The 19464-nt window shown below is 67.5% G+C and carries 16 protein-coding genes and 1 tRNA gene; 6 read left to right on the top strand and 11 right to left on the bottom strand.

All coding sequences use genetic code 11. From position 1 onward, the window contains the following. Positions 1–4 precede the first annotated feature (4 nt). Together G6N25_RS06340 and menJ are read right to left on the bottom strand one after the other, a co-directional pair. Complete coding sequence (locus tag G6N25_RS06340; RefSeq protein WP_083074556.1) at positions 5–694, bottom strand: class I SAM-dependent methyltransferase; 690 nt, start codon at positions 692–694, stop codon at positions 5–7. 70 nt (positions 695–764) lie between these two features. Then, a complete protein-coding gene (gene menJ / locus G6N25_RS06335; protein ID WP_083074557.1) occupies positions 765–1994 on the bottom strand; it encodes a menaquinone reductase in 1230 nt (409 codons plus the stop codon). Between the two features lie 21 nt (positions 1995–2015). Between menJ and grcC1 the strand changes: the two genes are divergently transcribed. From grcC1 to G6N25_RS06320, 3 genes are all read left to right on the top strand, one after another. Further along, positions 2016–3032: a nonaprenyl/(2E,6E)-farnesyl/geranylgeranyl diphosphat synthase gene (grcC1, locus tag G6N25_RS06330; RefSeq protein ID WP_083074558.1), complete on the top strand. Its 1017-nt coding sequence runs from the start codon at positions 2016–2018 to the stop codon at positions 3030–3032. 104 nt (positions 3033–3136) lie between these two features. Beyond that, positions 3137–3997 carry a zinc metalloprotease HtpX gene (htpX, locus tag G6N25_RS06325; RefSeq protein WP_083074559.1) on the top strand — a complete coding sequence of 287 codons (861 nt, stop codon included), beginning with the start codon at positions 3137–3139 and terminating at the stop codon, positions 3995–3997. Positions 3998–4078: 81 nt separating this feature from the next. Then, on the top strand, positions 4079–4435 hold the full coding sequence (locus G6N25_RS06320) for a type II toxin-antitoxin system HicB family antitoxin (RefSeq protein ID WP_083074560.1): 357 nt from the start codon (positions 4079–4081) through the stop codon (positions 4433–4435). On the opposite strand, the gene G6N25_RS06315 is transcribed toward G6N25_RS06320, so the two are convergent. Next, complete coding sequence (locus G6N25_RS06315; RefSeq protein ID WP_083074561.1) at positions 4432–5961, bottom strand: SulP family inorganic anion transporter; 1530 nt, start codon at positions 5959–5961, stop codon at positions 4432–4434. The two genes, G6N25_RS06320 and G6N25_RS06315, sit on opposite strands and share 4 nt — an antisense overlap. A gap of 218 nt (positions 5962–6179) precedes the next feature. Continuing rightward, positions 6180–7205, bottom strand: coding sequence for an NAD(P)H-dependent glycerol-3-phosphate dehydrogenase (locus G6N25_RS06310; RefSeq protein WP_083074562.1), 1026 nt, complete (start codon positions 7203–7205; stop codon positions 6180–6182). A 163-nt stretch (positions 7206–7368) separates the two neighbouring features. On the opposite strand from G6N25_RS06310, the gene G6N25_RS06305 reads away from it, so the two are divergent. Next, positions 7369–8805, top strand: coding sequence for a trypsin-like peptidase domain-containing protein (locus G6N25_RS06305; RefSeq protein ID WP_083074563.1), 1437 nt, complete (start codon positions 7369–7371; stop codon positions 8803–8805). A 15-nt stretch (positions 8806–8820) separates the two neighbouring features. Here the strand turns inward: G6N25_RS06305 and G6N25_RS06300 are convergent, their stop codons facing one another. Further along, a complete protein-coding gene (locus G6N25_RS06300) occupies positions 8821–10299 on the bottom strand; it encodes a flavin-containing monooxygenase (RefSeq protein ID WP_083074564.1) in 1479 nt (492 codons plus the stop codon). Between the two features lie 10 nt (positions 10300–10309). After that, positions 10310–10801 (bottom strand): YajQ family cyclic di-GMP-binding protein, encoded by a 492-nt coding sequence (locus G6N25_RS06295; protein ID WP_083074565.1) that lies wholly within the window; start codon positions 10799–10801, stop codon positions 10310–10312. 67 nt (positions 10802–10868) lie between these two features. Between G6N25_RS06295 and G6N25_RS06290 the strand changes: the two genes are divergently transcribed. Beyond that, a tRNA-Tyr gene (locus tag G6N25_RS06290) sits at positions 10869–10954 on the top strand. A 99-nt stretch (positions 10955–11053) separates the two neighbouring features. Here G6N25_RS06290 and G6N25_RS06285 read toward each other — a convergent pair. Both G6N25_RS06285 and G6N25_RS06280 read right to left on the bottom strand, forming a co-directional pair. Further along, positions 11054–12385: a hypothetical protein gene (locus tag G6N25_RS06285; RefSeq protein ID WP_232065928.1), complete on the bottom strand. Its 1332-nt coding sequence runs from the start codon at positions 12383–12385 to the stop codon at positions 11054–11056. A gap of 71 nt (positions 12386–12456) precedes the next feature. Continuing rightward, the gene (locus G6N25_RS06280; RefSeq protein ID WP_083074575.1) at positions 12457–13692 is read right to left on the bottom strand and encodes a cytochrome P450; all 1236 of its coding nucleotides are present in this window, start codon (positions 13690–13692) and stop codon (positions 12457–12459) included. Positions 13693–13873: 181 nt separating this feature from the next. Between G6N25_RS06280 and G6N25_RS06275 the strand changes: the two genes are divergently transcribed. After that, positions 13874–15298, top strand: coding sequence for a cytochrome P450 (locus tag G6N25_RS06275; protein ID WP_083074576.1), 1425 nt, complete (start codon positions 13874–13876; stop codon positions 15296–15298). Here G6N25_RS06275 and G6N25_RS06270 read toward each other — a convergent pair. From G6N25_RS06270 to G6N25_RS06260, 3 genes are read right to left on the bottom strand one after another with little or no spacing between them, the layout of a single operon-like run. Next, positions 15210–16106 carry an NYN domain-containing protein gene (locus tag G6N25_RS06270; protein ID WP_083074567.1) on the bottom strand — a complete coding sequence of 299 codons (897 nt, stop codon included), beginning with the start codon at positions 16104–16106 and terminating at the stop codon, positions 15210–15212. The genes G6N25_RS06275 and G6N25_RS06270 overlap by 89 nt on opposite strands. A gap of 57 nt (positions 16107–16163) precedes the next feature. Beyond that, on the bottom strand, positions 16164–17330 hold the full coding sequence (locus tag G6N25_RS06265; RefSeq protein ID WP_083074577.1) for an FAD-binding domain: 1167 nt from the start codon (positions 17328–17330) through the stop codon (positions 16164–16166). A gap of 4 nt (positions 17331–17334) precedes the next feature. Further along, entirely contained in the window at positions 17335–19407 is a 2073-nt protein-coding gene (locus tag G6N25_RS06260) for an FUSC family protein (protein WP_083074568.1), read from the bottom strand. Positions 19408–19464: the final 57 nt, after the last annotated feature.

The following is a 19464-nucleotide window of genomic DNA, read 5'->3' as shown; positions in this document are numbered from 1 at the left end:
TCGGTTAGGAACCGAGGCGCGCGGACAGCAGCCAGCCACCGACCGACACCAGCCCGTTCGGCTCCTCGCGGACGTCGACGATGCTGGTCATGCCGAAAAAGTCCTTCGGCGCCTTGGCGTAGAGGCGGGCGGCCCTGATGTCGTCGACGACCCAGTACCTGGACACCACGTCGTGCAGTTCGTCGGCGGTGACGGCGTTGATGGGACCCTCGGGCACCGCGGCCTTGTCGAAGACGAGGGCGTAGTAGGAGGCGCCGGGCGCGGCGGCTTGCGTGATCGACCGCTGGTAGCCGTCGCGTGCCTCCACCGGGATGGAGTGGAACAACGTGCTGTCGACGATGGTGCCGAACCGGCCGTCGGATCCCGGCGGGAAGGTCGTGAAATCGGCGATGTCGGCGACCTCGAAGGTGGCGTTGGTCAGTCCCCGCTTCTGGGCCTCGCGGCGGGCCAGGTCGATCGCGGTGGGAGACAGGTCCAGGCCGACGGTGGCGTGTCCTTGCTCCGCCAGATGCAGCGAGATGGCCGCTTCGCCGCAGCCGACGTCCAAGATGTCGCCGTGGAACCTGCCCTGTTCGATCAGGGCGGCGAGCTCGGGTTGCGGGGCGCCAATGCTCCAGGGCGGCCTTACTCCCTCGCCGAACTGCGCGGACTCACCGCGGTAGGCGGATTCGAATTGGAAATCTGTTTCGGTCATGCTCCAGATATATCAATCTGGTTGATACATGTCAACGGGGTTGATATGGCACCCGGGTGCCATAGTTGGCTCAGCTGAACGGCGTTCGGCGATCGATCAGCCGGGACAACCGCCCGCCGCCCCGCCAGGCCCGCGCCACCCAGTCGGCATCGTCGTCGGTGACAAGGTTGGCCATCACCCGCACGGCGATCGTCATCAGCCCCGTCGAGCGCATCGCGATCGGCCCGGTCGCCGGCAGGAACCGCTGGAACGTCAGCAACAGCGCCAGCCGGCGGGCGACCGAAAATCCGCGGGCGTAGTGATGCTGCAGCACCGACGGCCACACCCGCGTCAGGTCGCGTGAGTCCAGCAGTTCGGCGGCCAGCCGCCCCGTCTCCAGGCCGTAGTCGATGCCCTCGCCGTTGAGCGGGTTGACGCACGCCGCGGCGTCGCCGATCAGCATCCAGTTCGGCCCGGCCACCCCGGACACGGCGCCGCCCATGGGCAGCAGCGCCGACGACACCGCCCGGGGGCCGCCGGTGAAGCCCCACTCGTCGCGGCGCAGGTCGGCGTAGTAGGAGATCAGCGGCCGCAGCGCCAGATCCGCCGGCCGTTTCGACGTCGACAACGCCCCGACGCCGATGTTCACCTCGCCGTTGCCCAGCGGGAAGATCCAGCCGTAGCCGGGCAGCACGGCGCCGTCGGGGGAGCGCAGCTCCAGATGCGAGGTCAGCCAGGGGTCGTCGCTGCGCTCGGTGGCCAGATAGCCGCGGGCGGCGACGCCGTACACGGTCTCCTGGTGCCAGCGCCGGCCCAGCTTGCGGCCCAGCGACGACCGCGCCCCGTCGGCCACGATCAACCGGCGACAGCCCACCTCGGTGCCGTCGGCGAGCGTCAGCGACGCCACCCGCCGCGACGAGTCATAATGCACCGCAACGGCTTTGACGCCGAGCAGCATCCGCGCCCCGGAATCCTCGGCGACTTTGCGGATGCGGTCGTCCAGCTCCAGGCGGGCCACCGCGCTGCCGGTCGACGGGAACGACGGGCCGGGCCAGTCGACTTCCACCTCGCCGCCGAATCCGCTCATCCGCAGGCCCCGGTGCCGGATGCGGGTGTCGAGCCAGTCGCCGAGCCCCAGTCGTTCCAGCTCGGCGACGGCGCGCGGGGTCAGCCCGTCGCCGCAGGGCTTGTCGCGGGGGAAGCTGGCGGAGTCGATGACCAGGACGTCATGGCCCGCGCGGGCGGCCCAGGCCGCCGCCGCCGAACCGGCGGGTCCGGCGCCCACGACCACCACTTGGGCCTTGAGGGCTGCCGTCCGCATGCCCACCAGTATGTTGGTCGGGTGAGGACTCCGGCGACGGTGGTGGCGGGTATTGACTTCGGAGACGCCGCCTTCGCCGCGACCGTGCGCGACGGCGTCGGGCGGATCGAGCGGCTCATGGACACCGAGCTGCACAGCGCCGACGAGGTGATGACCGACTCGCTCACGCACCTGTTCAAGGCCGGCGGCAAGCGGTTCCGGCCGCTGTTCACCGTGCTGTCCGCCCACACCGGACCCAACCCGGATGCCGGGGAGGTGACCATCGCGGGCGCCGTCATCGAACTGGTGCACCTGGCCACGCTCTATCACGACGACGTGATGGACGAGGCGGAGGTCCGCCGCGGCACGCCCACCGCCAACGTCCGCTGGGGCAACAACGTCGCGATCCTGGCCGGCGACTACCTGTTCGCGACGGCGTCGCGCCTGGTGTCGCGGCTCGGGCCGGAGGCGGTGCGGCTGATCGCCGAGACGTTCGCCCAACTGGTGACCGGGCAGATGCGCGAGACCCGGGGCTTGACCGGAGCGGCCGCGGGGGCCGATCCGGTCGACCACTACCTGAAGGTGGTGTACGAGAAGACGGCGTGCCTGATCTCCGCGGCCGGCGAATTCGGCGGGATGTTCGCCGGCGCCGACGGCGACCAGGTGCGGCGGTTGAGCCGCCTCGGCGGCATCGTCGGCACCGCTTTTCAGATCTCCGACGACATCATCGACATCGACAGCGACTCCCACGAGTCCGGGAAGCTGCCGGGCACCGACGTGCGCGAAGGGGTGCACACCCTGCCGATGGTCTACGCGCTGCGCGAACCCGGGCCCGAGGCGGCGCGGCTGCGCGAGCTGCTGGCCGGACCGGTCGACGACGACGGGGCGGTGACCGAGGCCCTGGCGCTGCTGCGGGCGTCGCCGGGCATGGCCAAGGCCAAACACTTCCTGGCGCAGTATGCGGAGCAAGCGCGCCAGGAGCTGGCCTTTTTGCCCGACGTTCCCGGCCGGCACGCGCTGGCGACGCTGGTCGACTACACGGTGAGCCGGCACGGCTAGTGCTGCCCGCCGCGGGTCGCGGAACCAGGAAGGTCATCCGGGGCGTTCAATGAGCAGTAGTCACCAATAATTGAGTTTTCCCGAGTGTTCCGAGGAGGACACCGATGACCTGGCATCCCCATGCCAACAGGCTGAAGACGTTCGCCCTGTTGGTCGGTATGTCCGCGTTGATCGTGTTTGTCGGCTCGCTGTTCGGCCGGACGGCGATGCTGTTCGCGGTGCTGTTCGCCATCGGCATGAACGTCTACACCTACTACAACAGCGACAAGCTGGCGCTGCGGGCCATGCACGCGCAGCCGGTTTCCGAGCTGCAGGCGCCGGCGATGTATCGGATCGTGCGCGAGCTGGCCACCGCCGCGCACCAGCCGATGCCGAGGCTGTACATCAGCGACACCAACGCGCCCAACGCGTTCGCCACCGGCCGCAACCCCCGCAACGCCGCGGTGTGCTGCACCACCGGCATCCTGGACATCCTCAACGAGCGCGAGCTGCGCGCGGTGCTCGGGCACGAGCTTTCGCACGTCTACAACCGCGACATCCTGATCTCCTGCATCGCGGGCGCGATGGCGTCGGTGATCACCGCGCTGGCCAACATGGCCATGTGGGCGGGCATGTTCGGCGGCAACCGGGATGGCGAGAATCCTTTTGCGCTGCTGCTGGTTTCGTTGCTGGGCCCGATCGCCGCGACGGTGGTGCGGCTGGCGGTGTCACGCTCACGCGAATACCAGGCCGACGAGTCGGGTGCCGTGCTGACCGGCGACCCGCTGGCCTTGGCGTCGGCCCTGCGCAAGATCTCCGGCGGCGTACAGGCGGCCCCGCTGCCGCCGGAGCCGCAGCTGGCCAGCCAGGCGCACCTGATGATCGCCAACCCGTTCCGCGCGGGCGAGCGGATCGGGTCGCTGTTCTCGACGCACCCGCCGATCGAGGACCGCATCCGCCGGCTGGAGGAGATGGCCGGGCGATAGTTGGATCCGCCCGAAGAGCCTGCCTTTTCTTGGGGATAAGTGACTTACGAACTCGATAGCGCATGTGCTATCAAATCCGGCGTGGACCGCTACACCTACCGCGCGGAATGGTCGCCCGACTACGGCCAGTACATGGGCGTGTGCGTCGAGTTGCCCTATCTGAGGCGCGAAGCGGCGACCGCGCCGGAGGCCGTCGCCGCCATCGAACAGGCCACGCATGAGCACGTGGATGGGATGCGCGCAACAGGAGAATCGGCCCCCATACCCCTTTCCGACCGAAACTACAGCGGCACCTTCATCGTCAGGACATCACCGCAGTTGCACGCCCGGCTCGCCCTGGAGGCCATCGAGGAGAGGGTTTCGATGAACCAGCGGATAGTTCAGAAGCTCAGCGGGCGAACGCCGAGCGACACCTTTGGGCTTTCGGGGTTCGATTAGGCTGCCGCTTCGGGCCTTTCGGGCTCGACCAGGTCCCGGGGGCGCCGACGGGCGAGGTGGCCGGTCTCGGCCATCCCCCGAATCCGAACCGTGCCGCCGGTGGCCTCATGCTGGCGCTGCCAGTCGTCGATCGCCTGATGCGCGGCGTGGTCGAGGTAGTGGACCGAAATATGAACGGTGACAACCGCTTCGAAGGGGGTCGAACCCAGCACGCGGGTCAGCCGGGGCAGGGCGAGAAAGGTGCATGCGGCCCCCTCGATCGTCACGTGCCACTCGTCGCCGACGGGCCTGCCCTCGATCCTGGCCCGGATCACCCGCCATCCGGTCAGCGCGATGGCCAGCGCGAGTCCGATCAGCACGCCGTGCAGCAGGTTGAGGAAAATGACGCTGACCGCGGTCACGACGTAGACGGCGAGATCGCCGTGCTTCATTGCGGTTTCGATGTGGGCGGGCTTCAGCAGCTGAACCCCGATCACGATCAGCAGGCCGGCGAGCGCCGCGGTCGGGATCTCTTCGACCAACTCCGCGAATGGCACCGTGAACAGCAGGATCCACACACCGTGCATGACCGCGGAGGCGCGGGATCTCGCGCCCGCGTTGACATTGGTTGAGCTGCGGACGATTACACCGGTGATCGGTAGCCCGCCGACGCTCCCGGACACGACGTTGGCGGCGCCCTGTCCGATCAACTCGCGGTTGAAGTCGGTGCGCGGGCCGGTGTGCATCCGGTCGACGGACACGGCTGACAGCAGGCTCTCGACGCTGGCGATGAGCGCAACGGTGATCACGCCGATCGCGACCGCGCCCCAGTTGCCGTGCGGAATGTCGGGCAGCCGCAGCGCATCCAGCGGCGACCCGTCGAGGTCGATCCGGCGCACATGGAACGGGAAGACCACCGAGATGACCGAAACCACCACAATGGCGACGAGCGGCCCCGGAACACGGCGCAATCGAGGCGGAACCCACCGCCAGGCGATCAGGATGGCGATCACCAGCGCGCCCAGGAGGACCCCGGGCCGGTGCGCGCCGACGATTTGGCCCGGCAGGCCAATGAGGTTGTGCCAGGCGGAGCTTTTGGACTTTCCGCCCAGCAGCACGTGCGCTTGTTGCAGCGCGATCGTGATCCCGATGCCGGCCAGCATCGCGTGCACGACGACGGGCGAGATCGCCAGCGCGGCCCGTGCGACGCGGCTGAGCCCCAACAGGACCTGCAGGACCCCCGCGGCCGCGGTGATCAAACACGTTACGCCCCAACCTAAATTGGAGATCAGGTCGGCGATCACCACGGTCAGGCCGGCCGCGGGCCCGCTGACCTGCAGCGGCGATCCGCCGATGGCTCCGGCGATGATTCCCCCGGCGATCGCGGCGATCAGGCCGGCCAGCACCGGCGCGTTGGAGGCGATCGCGATCCCCAGCGACAACGGGAGCGCGACCAGGAAAACCACGAGAGACGCGGGCAAGTCGTGCCGAACAACGGAGCGTATCCGGCCAACACGCTGATCGCCGGGCTGTTCGATGTGTTGCATCGGTCGTTATCCTCGTCAGGTCTTAGCGGGGATGCCGATATCCGCCCCGTCGCGTCGGCGTAGCTTCTTGGCGCACAAACGATTACAAGCGCACCGGCGGCAGGTCAAAGCCTGGCTACCTCGTCTGACGGTATTTTGCGCGCGAAGAGCGGGTCAAGCCGACGGGCCGCGCGCATATCGAATGCAAATCTTTCGTTACGCGCGAATGGGTTGAGAAATCAGAACCCGGAGCCGTACACCTCGTGTCCGGGAACCTCGGCGGCCAGACCGCGATAGGCCTGCTCGACGGTCGAGCCATGGTTGATCACCGCGTCCACTTCGCGGGCGATCGGCATGTTCAGGCCGAACTCGTCGGCGAATTCCATGATCACGCTGGCGGCCTTGACGCCCTCGGCGACCTGGTTCATCGACGCGATGATCTCGTCGATCGGCTTGCCGGCACCGAGTTGTTCGCCGACGTGGCGGTTGCGGCTGCGCTGGCTGGTGCAGGTGACGATGAGGTCGCCCAGACCGGCCAGCCCGGGGAAGGTGTCGGGGTTTCCGCCCATCGCCACGCCCAGCTTCGTCATCTCGCGCAGTGCGCGCGCGATCACCAGTGCGCGGGTGTTTTCGCCGATGCCCAGCGAATAGCCCATCCCCACCGCGATCGCGAAGACGTTCTTCAACGCGCCGGCCATCTCCACCCCGACGACGTCGTCGGTGGTGTACACGCGGAAGCGCCGGGTGCGGAACAATTCCGAGAGCCGGGTCGCCAGGTGCTGATCGGGCATCGCCAGCACCGCGGCGGCGGCGTAGCCCTCGGCCACCTCGCGGGCGATGTTCGGCCCGGCCAGGATGCCGGCGGGGTGGCCGGGCAGCACTTCCTCGATGATCTGCGACATCCGCGTGTTGGTGCCCTGCTCGAGCCCCTTGACCAGTGACACGACCGGCACCCACGGCCTCAGCTCCCTGGCCAGTTCGGTGAGCACGCCCCGGAAGCCGTGCGAGGGCACGGCCATGACGACGACGTCGGCGCAGTTGGCGGCCTCCGTGAAGTCGGTGGTGGCGCGGAGCGTCTCGCTCAGGATGACGTCCTTGCCGAGATAGCGGTGGTTGCGGTGCTCCTCGTTGATGTCCTTGGCGGTCGCCTCGGAGCGCACCCACTGCAACGTCGGACCGCGCCGCGCGCAGATTGACGCCACGGTGGTCCCCCAGGAACCGCCACCGAGGACGACGACTCTGGGTTCACGCTTCTCGGCTGCCATGTCGATCAGCGTATTGCCGACATCGGAGATTTAGAAGGAGTTCACCAACCGCCGGACGGCGGTAGTCGAAACCAACGGCCCCCCGGCATGGGACTTCCGTCCCTACCTCCGCCGCGCGACGTGCCGGATCGTCAACAGGACAGGCTCGACGCGAGGAGGAACCATGCGCAGACGCGCTCGTTGCGGCCGCGTATTCGCGGCGCTGTCGGCGGCCGCACTTGCGGTTCTGGTCGGCTTCCCGGGCGTCGCGTTTGCCGATGACGGCCGTCCACGGGCCAACCCGGAGGAGAGGGCGGCGGCCATGATCCGGCCGGCCGTGATGTACCTCGCCGGTCAAGCCTACGGCCAGGTCCGGCTGCCCGACGGCCAGATCCTCTCGCAGTTCGGCCCGGGCACGAGCATGCCGTTCATCGCGACCTGGGGCTGCACCGGTTTCGTCATCAATCCCGACGGTTGGGTGGCGACGGCAGGTCATTGCGTCGACCCGGAGAGCGCCAAGCTGTTGATCCTCAAACGGGCCGCCACCGAGTACATCACTCAGTTTCCGCATGCGCCCGAATCGCGTGACCGGACCGCGGCGTTGGCGTGGCTTCAGAAGAACGCGACGGTCGAGGGCGACACCCCCGGCCGGGGCCCCGAAATCGGCCTCACGCTGGTGTACGGCAACGGGACGAAGATCGCGGGGAAGATCCCCGCCAACGTCGTCGATTTTCGGCCGATCAGCAAGGGTGACGTCGCTCTTCTGAAGGTGGAAAAGCACAACCTGCCGTCGTCTCAGCTGGGGACCGACGCCGACGTCAGCATCGGGACATCCGTTCTGGCCGTGGGTTTCTCGCAGAGCACCGAAAACATCACCGGCCCATCGCTGGACCCGACGAACAAGAGCGGCAAGGTCAGCAAGAAGTCGACCATGGGTTCGGTTCCCGAGTATGAAATCGATGCCGCGGTCTCGGAGGGCATGAGCGGCGGCCCGACCGTCGACCTCGACGGCAAGGTGATCGGCGTGAACAGCTTCGCCCCCGTCGGCGAACCCCAGGCCTTTAACTTCGTCGCGCCCGCCGACGGCCTGGCCGCGATATTGGCCAGCAAGGGCGTCAAGGCGACGCTCGGACCCGCCGATGTGTACTACCGCAAGGGGCTCAACCATTACTACTCGGGCCGCTACACCGAGGCCATCGATGATTTCGACCAGACGCTGTCGATGTCGCCCGACTATCCAGGCCTGGCCGATCTGCGAACGAGCGCAGCCAATCTGCGCCAGCAGTACGGCGATGACTCGGTGTTGGATGGCGCAAACCTGGTGTGGTACACCGTCGGCGGCGTCGTGCTGGTGCTCGCCGCCGGCGCGGGTGTGACCTTCATGGTGGTCAAGCGCCGCTGGCCGCATCTCTCCGCGGCCAGGGTTTCCGCCTTCCAGCCATTTCGGCGCCGGCCGCCGGCGCCCCCGGCTCCGGCCGCAGCGGAGGAGCCGATCGCGATCGAGCCACACTTCTGTTCGAGTTGCGGGGCGGAACATCATCCCGCCGAAAGGTTCTGCCCCAATTGCGGGAAGCCCATCCACTTCGGGGAATCGGCATTGGGCGCCGACCAAGTCCTTTGACGCCCTAGCGTCGCCCTAGCCCGTCAGCGGCGCGGGGTGGGCCGCCCGGCCGAACACCATCGCCTCCTCGATGCGGTCGAACCGGTAGTCGATGGCGTCGGCGAGGTAGTTCTGCCGCACATTCCATGGCCTCTTGGTGCCCGACTTGGGCAGCGCGTGCCCCGACCGCTTCACGTAGTTGGCCTGAATGTCCCACGACGGCTTGACGTCCATCGGTTCGTTGCCCCGGTGTGGGTAGGCGTGGGTGTAACCGTGGGATGCCATGTGCGCCAGCAATTTTGCCGTCGCCCGCGCTGTGATGTCGGCCCGCAGCGTCCACGACGCGTTCGTGTAGCCCACACACCAGAACAGGTTGGGCACGTCTTCGAGCATGTGCGCCTTGTAGACAAAGCGGTCGCGGTGATCGACCTGTTCGCCGTCGAGGCTGATCGTCGCCCCGCCCAGCGCCTGCAACTGCAGGCCGGTCGCCGTGACGACGATGTCGGCGTCGAGGTGCCCGCCGGATTCGAGCGCGATGCCGGTGGCGTCGAAGCGGTCGATGTGGTCGGTGACCACCTCGGTGCGGCCGTCGGCGATCGCGGTGTACAGGTCGGCGTCCGGGATCAGGCACATCCGCTGGTCCCATGGGTTGTACCGCGGCTTGAAGTGGGTGTCGACGTCGTAGCCGTCGGGCAGGTTCTTGATGGCGACGCGCCGCGACAACCACCTGACGAACCGCGGCGCCTTGCGGGACACGAACCAGAACACCGCTTCGGTCAAGGCGTTGTACATCCGGATGACCAGATGAGAAGCCCTACGGGGCAACGCTTTACGAGCGACCGCGGCGAATCCGCTGTATTTGGACGCCGACATCAAATACGTCGGCGAGCGCTGCAGCATCGCGACTTTCGCGGCTTTTTCCGCCAGCGCCGGGATCAGCGTGACGGCGGTGGCCCCGCTGCCGATCACCACGATCCTCTTGCCGGCGTAGTCCAGGTCTTCCGGCCAGTGCTGCGGATGCACGACCGTGCCGTTGAACCGCTCGATGCCAGGGAAGTCCGGGGTGTAGCCCTCGTCGTAGTTGTAGTAGCCGCTGCCGAAGAACACGAACCTCGCGCGGTAGTCCTTCCGGGCGCCGTCCCGCTCGACGGTGACCGTCCAGGTGTCGGTGGAGGAATCCCAATCCGCCGAGCGGACATGGCTGTTGAACCGGATGTGGCGGTCGATGCCGTACTTGTGCGCGGTGGTAATCAGGTACTCGCGGATGTGGACGCCATCGGCCACACCCTCTTTACGGGTCCACGGCTCGAACGGGAACGACAGCGTGAAGATGCTGCTGTCGGAGCGGACGCCGGGGTAGCGGAACAGGTCCCAGGTGCCGCCGATCTGCGCGCGCCGCTCCAGGATGGTGTAGGTCAGCCCCGGGTTGCGCTCGGTGATCCGGTAGGCCGCGTCGATGCCGGAAATGCCGGCGCCGACGATGATGACGTCGAAGTGGTCGGCGTACATCCCCATCAGGCCCCGTCTACCGATAGTTGACGAACTGCAGCGCCACGTCCAGGTCGGCGTTCCTCAGCAGCGCTTGGACGGCCTGCAGGTCATCGCGCTTCTTACTGGTCACGCGGACCTCGTCGCCCTGGATCTGGGTCTTGACGTTCTTGGGCCCCTCGTCGCGGATGAGCTTGGTGATCTTCTTGGCGTTCTCGCTGCTGATGCCTTCTTTGAGGGCGCCGGCGACCTTGTAGGTCTTGCCGGAGGCCTGCGGCTCGCCGGCGTCGAAGGCCTTCATCGAGATGTCGCGGCGGATCAGCTTCTCCTTGAAGACGTCGACGGCGGCCTTGACGCGCTCCTCGGTGGACGACGTCAGCTCGATGGCCTCATCTCCCTTCCACGCGATCTTGGTGTCGGTGCCGCGGAAGTCGAAGCGCGTGGCCAGCTCCTTGGCGGCCTGGTTGAGCGCGTTGTCGACCTCCTGGCGGTCGACCTTGCTGACGATGTCGAACGATGAATCAGCCATCCGATCTGTCCCTTCATCCGGTTAGCCATTTGTGCCCTGTCTACCCGCTCGTTGTACCCTGCTAGGCGGCAGGTTGCCCGAGCGGCCAATGGGAGCGGACTGTAAATCCGTCGGCTTACGCCTACACAGGTTCGAATCCTGTACCTGCCACCAAGGTCAGGCCCGGGGTTTCGTTTTTGACTCTGCGTCCACCAGGGTCTCTACTCGTACTTTTGCCTGGTGGCCGCAGAGTCAGTCGAAACCCGTCCAGGTTCAGAACCAGGGCCCGGGAAAGTGGCCGTCCTGGTCTTGCACCATCACGATGTCCTTGCAGTCGCCGTTGAAGGCGGCATTCTCGCCGCGGCACACCAGCGTCCAGCCGGATATCCGGGCGAAGGGCCGGACGGACCAGGTCGTCGAGATCGGTTCGGTAGCGGGCAGGGCGAGGATAGCGAACGTGTTGCCCACGTTCGTGACGTAGAGGTGGTCTTCAAAGAACGCCAATTTGGCGATCGACATCTTCTTCGCGTCATCCCGGGTCTTCAGGAAATCCCATTGCTGTGCTCGCAGGTTCCACACCCCGAACCCGAACTGCGAATTGTCCGAGTCGCGAGCGTCGACGAACAACTTCCCGCCCGACAACGTCGCGGCCAATCCGCCGCCGGAAATCCTGTCCGAATCACCGATCTTGATGACGGACTTGGCGTTCAGGTCGTAGAACATCGTCGACATCGCCGGTGGGTCGTGCGAATCCCAGCGCGTGATCTTGACCAGTTTGTCCGGCCCGTCGGACAATTCGGCGTCGACGGTCGAGATGTCGTTATCCTGATAAATCGCTTCCCCGCTCGGGCGGCGCAGCTCCGCTCCCGACGTCTTGCTCGGGTCGGTGTTTCGTGGAAACGAAAGAACGTCCTGCCACACCCGGCCCGGCTGTGGGTCGTTCCACATCATCGAAAGGTCCGAGGGGGAAAGGATTACGGTCCGAGGCGGCGACGCGGCGCCGTGCCCGTCGGTGAAGGCGTTCACCCATGCCACGCCGGACGTGGTGGAGGCGAGCTCCCAGCCGTTCGGCGCGGCCAGTTTCAGGTCGGCGGCCGGCGGGCGCAGCTCCCGTGTCACCAGCGGCTGGCCCGTCCGGAAATCGAAAACAGACGCGGTCGTCGTGCTGGCTTCGGGTTCTGCCGCTCGCGCCGTTTTGATCGTCGTCACCAGATAGACGACTTTCATATCGTCCGCGGCGCCCGTCAGCGCGCACATGCCGCCGGTCAAATCCTCCCCGGGGGCCAGCGCGGGGATTCCCGGCGCCACGTACTGGCCCGTTTTCGTGTCGAAGACTTTGGGGCGGATGTCCTGGAGTGCCGATTTGCCCGGTGAAAATTTGTCCGGACAACCGAAGTACGCCGTCCCGCCGTAGCTTTTCCAGTCTTTCTGCAAAGGGCCCGTCACCGGAGCCGGTGAGGGAGCCCGGCTGGTAGAAGTCGAGGTGGTAGGTGTGGCCGCGGGCGGAGCCACGGTTTCCGAACAGGACCCGATGACGGCACAAAACGCCAGCGCGACGAGGGCAAACCTGTGTCTGGACACAGTTCTCCCCCTAATTCCACGCATCGACAACCCCCCGTTGAGCTCGCGTAACTAACGAGCGTAAGGCCGCCCCGGAGTAACCGCGAGCCCGGCGGCTATCGGTCCGCGTCGAACTCGATGGGCAAACTCTTCGGCCCGCTCAGGCTGACCATCGGCTTCCAGGGCACCGGTCCGGCGATGCGCGGGTTCCGCATCCGGCCCGCGAGGACGCTCAGCGCCTCGGCGATCTCACGCCGGGCCAGGTTGGCGCCGAGGCAGTAGTGCACGCCGCCGCCGAAGGTGAGGATGGGCGGCAACCCCTCGCGGGTGATGTCGACGCGGTCCGGCTCCTCATATACCGCGGGATCGCGGTTGGCCGCAGCGGTATTCACCAGGACCATCGTGCCGGCGGGGAAGAGGTAGCCGTCGAGCTCGGCGTCCTCGACCACCAGGCGAAGGGTTCCGCACGCGATCGGCGAGTGGCGCATCGTTTCCTCGACCGCGCGCATCGCCAGTTCGGGATGCCCGCTCAGCAGCTCCCACTGCTCCGGGTGCTCGCACAGGACGTGCACCGACGCGGCCACCTGGTTGCGGGTGGTGTCCGTCCCCGCCAGCAGCAGGCCGCCCGCGAGCATGCGCAGCTCGGCGGCGTTGAGGCAGTCACCGTCATCCTCCGCGCGGATCAGGTCGGACAGCAGGTCGTCGGTCAGGCTGTGCCGGCGCCGGGCCACCATGTCGTCGACATAGTCGTCGAGCTGCCGCCACGCACCCATAACGACGGGCTCGACCTCGCGGAGATCGCCAATGAAGCTGAAGGCCTTGAAGACGTCGTCGGCCCACAACGAAAACCGTTGCCAATCCTCGCGCGGCGCGCCGAGCAACGCGCAGATGATCGGGACCGGATAGGGGCGCGCGATGTCGGCGACGACGTCACAGCGGCCCGCGTCGGCGACCCGATCGACCAGCTCGTCCATCACGCCGACCATGGTGTCGTGCAGGCGCAGGGTCGCCCGCGGCGCGAACGCCTTGAATGTCAGGCTGCGCAGCCGATGGTGTGCGTCGCCTTCCAGGCACAGCAGGCTGTTGACCACCTTGTCCCACAACGGACCTGACGTGATGCCCTGGGCGAGCAAATTCAACCCGGGCGGGATCTGGAATCGGGTATCCCGAAGGACGGACCGCACAAGACGGTAGGAGAGCACTTCGGGCCCGAACGGCCCCAGGGCGACCGCGGCCTGCCGTTGCGCCGCCTGCAGACGGGGGTAGACCTCCGCGGGCGTTTCCTCGGTGCCATACGTGAACGTCGGCAGATCGGCGTCGAAAACGCTTGCGGGAGCGGTACCGACGGCCATGACGGTCTCCTCGGGGTCGAGGGTCCAGCTCGCGACGACTTTCACACAATGTATGGCCACCCCGGGGGACTGTCAACGACCCCGGTCGCCGAAGACGATCGTCATCAAGACGCAGGGCCGCAAAAGCGTTGGTGCGCTTACGGCTTAGCGCATCCTGGACACCGGTCGTAGGATGATATCGATGGGCAAGGCCACTCCTACCGCGCTTCCGCCCGGACCACGGCTTCCCCGATCGGCCCAGGCGGCATTGAGCGTGCGCCACGGACCGCGCTTCGTCGCCGCCTGTAAACGTCGCTACGGCAGCATTTTCACGCTGCGGATCGCCTCGATCGGCACGCTGGTGTATCTGGCCGATCCCGCCGACATCAGGACGGTGTTCGCCGGCGACCCACGCGTCTTTCATGCCGGCGAAGCGAATTCGCTCTTGAGCGGGTTGCTCGGCAACACTTCGATATTGGTGATCGACGAGGACGCGCATCGGGAGCGGCGTCGTCTGATGTTGCCGCCGTTCCATCGCGACGCCGTCGCGGGCCAAGCCGGGCTGATGGCCGAGATCGCGGCGGCGAACATCGCCGGGTGGCCGGTGGGAAAAAGCTTCGCGGCGGCGCCCAAGATGTCCGAGATCACGCTGGAGGTGATTCTGCGGACGGTCATCGGCGCGACGGACCCGGCCCGGCTCGCCGCGCTGCGCAAGGTCATGCCGCGGCTGCTCAGGGTGGGTCCGTGGTCGACGGTGGCGCTGGTCAACCCGAAGCTGCTTCGTTACTGGCCATGGCGGGGACTGCGCCGTCGAATCGCGGCGGCCGACCGTCTGCTCTACGCGGAGATCGCCGACCGCCGCGCCGACCCCAACCTGGAAGCGAGCACCGCGGTGCTGGCCGTGCTGGTCCGCGCCGGCGGAATGACCGACCGCGAATTGCGTGACCAGCTCATGACGCTGTTGGTGGCCGGGCATGACACCACCGCGACGGGGCTGTCGTGGGCGCTTGAACGCCTGACCCGCCACCCCGCCGTGTTGGCCAAGGCGGTGCGGGCGGCCGAAGCCAGCTCGGCGGGCGACCCGGCCGGCGACGAGTATCTCGACGCGCTGGCGAAGGAGACGCTGCGGGTCCGTCCGCCGGTGTTCGACGTGGGCCGCGTGCTCACCGCCCCGGTCGAGCTGGCCGGGTATCGGCTGCCGGCAGGGGTGCTGGTCGCGCCCGGCATGGGGCTGGTGCACGGCAGCGACGCGATATATCCCGATCCGGACCGATTCGACCCGGACCGGATGCTGGGCGCCACACTGAGCCCGACCACGTGGTTCCCGTTCGGCGGCGGCAACCGGCGCTGCCTGGGCGCCGGATTCGCCATGGTCGAGATGCGCGTGGTGTTGCGCGAGATTTTGCGTCGGGTCGACCTGAGCACCACCACGGCGGCCGGCGAGCGGCAGAAGCTCAAGCACGTCATCCTGGTGCCGCACCGCGGCGCACGCATCAAGGTCCGGGCGATGAGGGACGCGGGGACCGGGCCGGAGACGCTCAGCCTTGTCCCCGCAGCCGCACCATCCGGGTCGTCGAACTCTCGTCCAGCTCGACGACATCGGACCGCGAACGCAGAAAATCGCTGAATGACCGGAATCCCAAAGACTTTTCGCTGAACGACGGGTCCATCCGCTTCATCTGCGCCTTCACCGCCGAATTGTGCAGCCAATCGACGTCGTCTTTCTCCAGGCCGATCTGCAGCGCGCGCGTCAGGAGCGCGGTGGCGGCGGCCTGCGGGTCGGGCGCCTCCTCCGGCTCCTCGCGTTTGGCCGACTCGGTGCGTTCGGTCCGCTTCTTAGGCTTGGCCGCCCCCGCGTCGGCCGGCTCGGCCTCGGGCTCGAGCACCGGAACCCCCGGCAGCGCGTCGTAGATCACGAACTCGTCGCAGGCGGCCGCCAGCGCCCGGCTCGACGAGCCGGCCACCCCGATGCCCACCACATACCGGCCGAGCCTCTTACAACGCTGCGCCAGCGGGATGTAGTCGGAGTCGCCCGCCACGATCACCACGTGGGTCAGATCGGGCAGCCGGAACATGTCCTCGACCGTGTCGACGGCCAGCCGGATGTCGGCGCCGTTCTTGCCGTAGGCCGCCGCCGGGAACAGCTGCACCAGATCGACCGCGCGGGCCACCAGCTGTCCGCGATACCCGGCGTTGACGTCCGCCGACCAGTCCGCGTAGGCGCGGGTGAGCACCAGCGTCCCGAACGACGACGCGAAGTCGATGATCGCGCCGACGTCGACCGTGGCCCGGGCCTGACGTTCGGGATACTGCTCGAGTCCGTTGGCCTTGTCGCGCTGGAACGAGTTGCGCCCATTCACCTGGTCGTACCGCGAGATCACGATGTTGTCGAAGTCGAGGTAGACCGCCACGCGGGCCGCGCCTGGTTCGGTCATGCCCTCAATCTTGTCCGACGCCGGGATCCGAAGAACAGCCCCTCGGCTAAATGCCGGCTATATGCCGTAGTCAGGGAGCTCGAAGTCGTCGAGCACGGTGCCGGCGAAAAGCCTTGCCAGCGGGCCGAAGTTCATGGTGCGCATCGCCACGATGCGGAACCACAGGCCGAAGCGGGTCCTCGTCGCGAAAAACGGAATGTTCTTCGCGGCGCCGGATTGCTTGGCCTTGATGAAGGGACGCAGGCGCGCCTCGTAGGCGTCGAAGGCCCGGCGGTAATCGGCGCCGGCCCGCGCCAGTTCGCCGGCCAGCACGTAGGCCTCGGTCATCGCCAGGCCGGTGCCCTCGCCGCCCAGCAGCGAAATGCACGCGGCCGCATCGCCGATCAGCAGCGCCCGGCCGCGCGACCAGCGGTCCATGCGGATCTGGCTGACGACGTCGAAATAGAGGTCGTCCACGTCGTCCAGCGTCGCCAGGATCTCCCGACTCTCCCAGCCTATGTCACCAAATTCGTTGCGCAGCTGGTCTTTTGGTGAAACTCCGGGATCGTCGTGCTCCGCGCGGAAAATGAACAGAAACATGGTGCGGTCGCCGCGCAGCGCGCAACGTGCCAGTTGGTGGCCGGGAGTGGCATACATGACGTAGACCAACTCGTCGCGGGGCCGGTAGCCGTCGACCACGCAGGCCGCGACCTTGCAGCCCAGGTAGTGCTCGAAGTCCACCTCCGGCCCGAAGGCGAGGCGACGCACGTTGGAGTGCAGCCCGTCGGCGCCGATCACCAGGTCGAAATCGCGCGGCGCGCCCTTCTCGAAGGTGAGCGAGACACCGTCGCCGCGCTCGTCGACGGCGGCGATGCTGTCACCGAAGATCGTTTCGACCCTGTCCTCGATGGTGGTGTAGATGGCGGCGGCCAGGTCGCCGCGGGGCAGGCTGGTGAAGTCGTCGCCGACCATGCGGCGAAAGACCTCGACGTCCACGTCCGCCTTGACCTCGCCGCGGGAGCCGACGGAGTGCAGCCGCTGGATCTCGTATCCGGCTGCGCGGACGGGGTTTTCGATGCCCATGCGTTTGGCCACCTGATAGCCGACACCCCAGAAGTCGATCATGTAGCCGCCGGTACGGAATCTCGGTGCCTGCTCGATCAGCGTCGGGGTGTGGCCCGTGCGATGCAGCCAGTGGGCAAGCGCCGCACCGGCTACGCCGGCGCCGCTGATGGCGATCCGCATGCGCCTATTCTGCCGTTGGGCCGTCGCGCGCGCCGAGGTCACTCGCCGCGGCGACGACAACCCATTCGATCTGACGAAGCGCATGCACCGCGGTGAGGAGTCGGCGGGTATCGGTCCGCAGTTCGCCGTCGCCGTCCTGTTCCCGGGCCAGGGTCTCGGCGGCATCGAGCTCATCGGTCACCGAGACGATGGTCGGGGCGTGGGCGGCGTCGATGGCCGCGGCCAGCGCGTCGATATTGCGTCGGGTCTGTGCCGCGGCCGACGTAAACGCATCGGCCAGTTCTGGTGAGCCGGCGGCATCCCGGTACCGCTCGGCGTTGCGCGCCAGGGATCGTGCGAAATGATCGCACGCGGTGAACAGCCGCAGGCCGCGGCGGATGCTTCGCCGGCTGGCGACGCCGCCGACCCCAGCAAGCAGCGGCTTGGCGGTGACTCGGAACTGCTGCAGGTCCCGATCGAGTTGACGCGCCCGCTCGGTGGGGCTGGCGGCGTCGTCGCCACCGAACATGGCGGCCACGGACGCCTCGATCAGGGCGGACAGGGTCACCAAGAAGGCGCGGGTGTCGCTGAGGATTGCCGGTCTGATGTTGGTGGGCAGCACCAGCAGCGCGACGGTGACACCGATGACCGCGCCGATCGCGGTCTCTTCGATACGCAATAGCAGCAGGTCGAAGGTGAATTCGCCGAGCAGCCCGTACATCAGCGCCAGCATCGTGGTGATCCAGAAGCTCATCAGGCTGTAGGTCACCCGCATGAAATAGAAGGCGCAGAACAGGCACGCGAAGATCGTCACGAGCGATGCGACGGTGTGCCCGGAGAGCAGCGTGGCAACCAGCACGCCGCAGGGCACGCCGAGGACGGTGCCGATCAGCCGCTGCCAGCCCTTGGTCAGGGTTTCGCCCCACGAGTTGGTGCCGGCGAAGATCACAAACGCCGCGATCAACGCCCAGTACCAGTGGGACTGCGACACCACCTCGCCGGCGACGATGGCCAGCGACGCGGCGATCGCCACCTGGATGGCCTGCCGGGTCGTCGGGCGCAGGCCTTGGCCCCGTTGCTCGTCTACGTCGGTGTCGCGCTCCAGCGCGGTCCGTGTGGCGGTGCCCTCGACGAGTGCGCGGACTTCGGTGGTCGCCGTCGCCGCGTTGATGATCGCCCGGGCAAGGCGGTGCACCGCGGGGTCGTCGGCCGCCGTGGATTGCCGGTCAAGAATCCGTTGGGCCTGGCCGGCGGCCCGCTGAAGCCCGCCGGGTTCCGGCAGCCGAATCGCCTGCGCCAGCAGCGTGAGCGCCCCGACCAGTTCGGCGCGGGTGGCGGTGGGGATGTCGGCGGCGGCGGCTTGCCTCCCCGCGGTGGCGACCCATTCGATGGCGAGTTCGGCGTCGAACAGCCAGGGGGCGAGCTGTTCGCTGGTCACTCCGGGCCAGAGAATGGCGGGGTCGGCGTTGTCTTCGATCTGGCTTTGCATCATCAGGGTGGTTTCGTTGAGCCGCACGATGCGCGCCCGCAGCCGACGCAGGCGCCGTTCGTCGAGACGGCCGGTGCGTAGCGCGTCGGCGGTGGTGTCGACCACGATGGCCATCCGCGCTCGCAGCGAACGAATGGTGGCTCGCAGCACGCGTTCTGGCCGATCGGGCAGCACGTAGGTGGTCATCACAAACGTGCACGCCGTTCCCACGGCGACGGCCCCGATCAGCCAGGGCAACTCCGAAATGTGGGCCTGGAGATACAGCGTGAAGAAGTAGGCCATGAACGCGACCATCCCCAGCGCCTGCCCGCGCCCCCCGAAGCGGCGGACATAGACCGCGGCGAACACGACCATCACGAAGACGACGTCGGCGGGCACCTTGTGGGGCGCGAGCAGTGCGGCGGCGGTGATGGCAACCGTGGCCGGCAGCGGCAGCAGCGCCATTGTGATCCGTTGCTGACGTGGGTCGGGCTCGTTGACGGATCGTGCCGCGATCATCGAGATGACGACACCCAGGAGAGCAACGCTCAGGGGCTGCCCCGTGGCCCTGGTCAGAAGGTAGAGGATCAGCAGGGAACAGCCGAGCGCGGCCGTCGTCCGGGTCGCCATCCGCAGCCGCAGCAGGCCGGGGTCGGACCCGATCCACCAGTCTCGGGCTCTTTCATA

The sequence above is a fragment of the Mycobacterium heidelbergense genome (assembly GCF_010730745.1).
GTDB lineage: Bacteria > Actinomycetota > Actinomycetes > Mycobacteriales > Mycobacteriaceae > Mycobacterium > Mycobacterium heidelbergense.
This window is presented reverse-complemented; position numbering and strand designations above follow the sequence as displayed.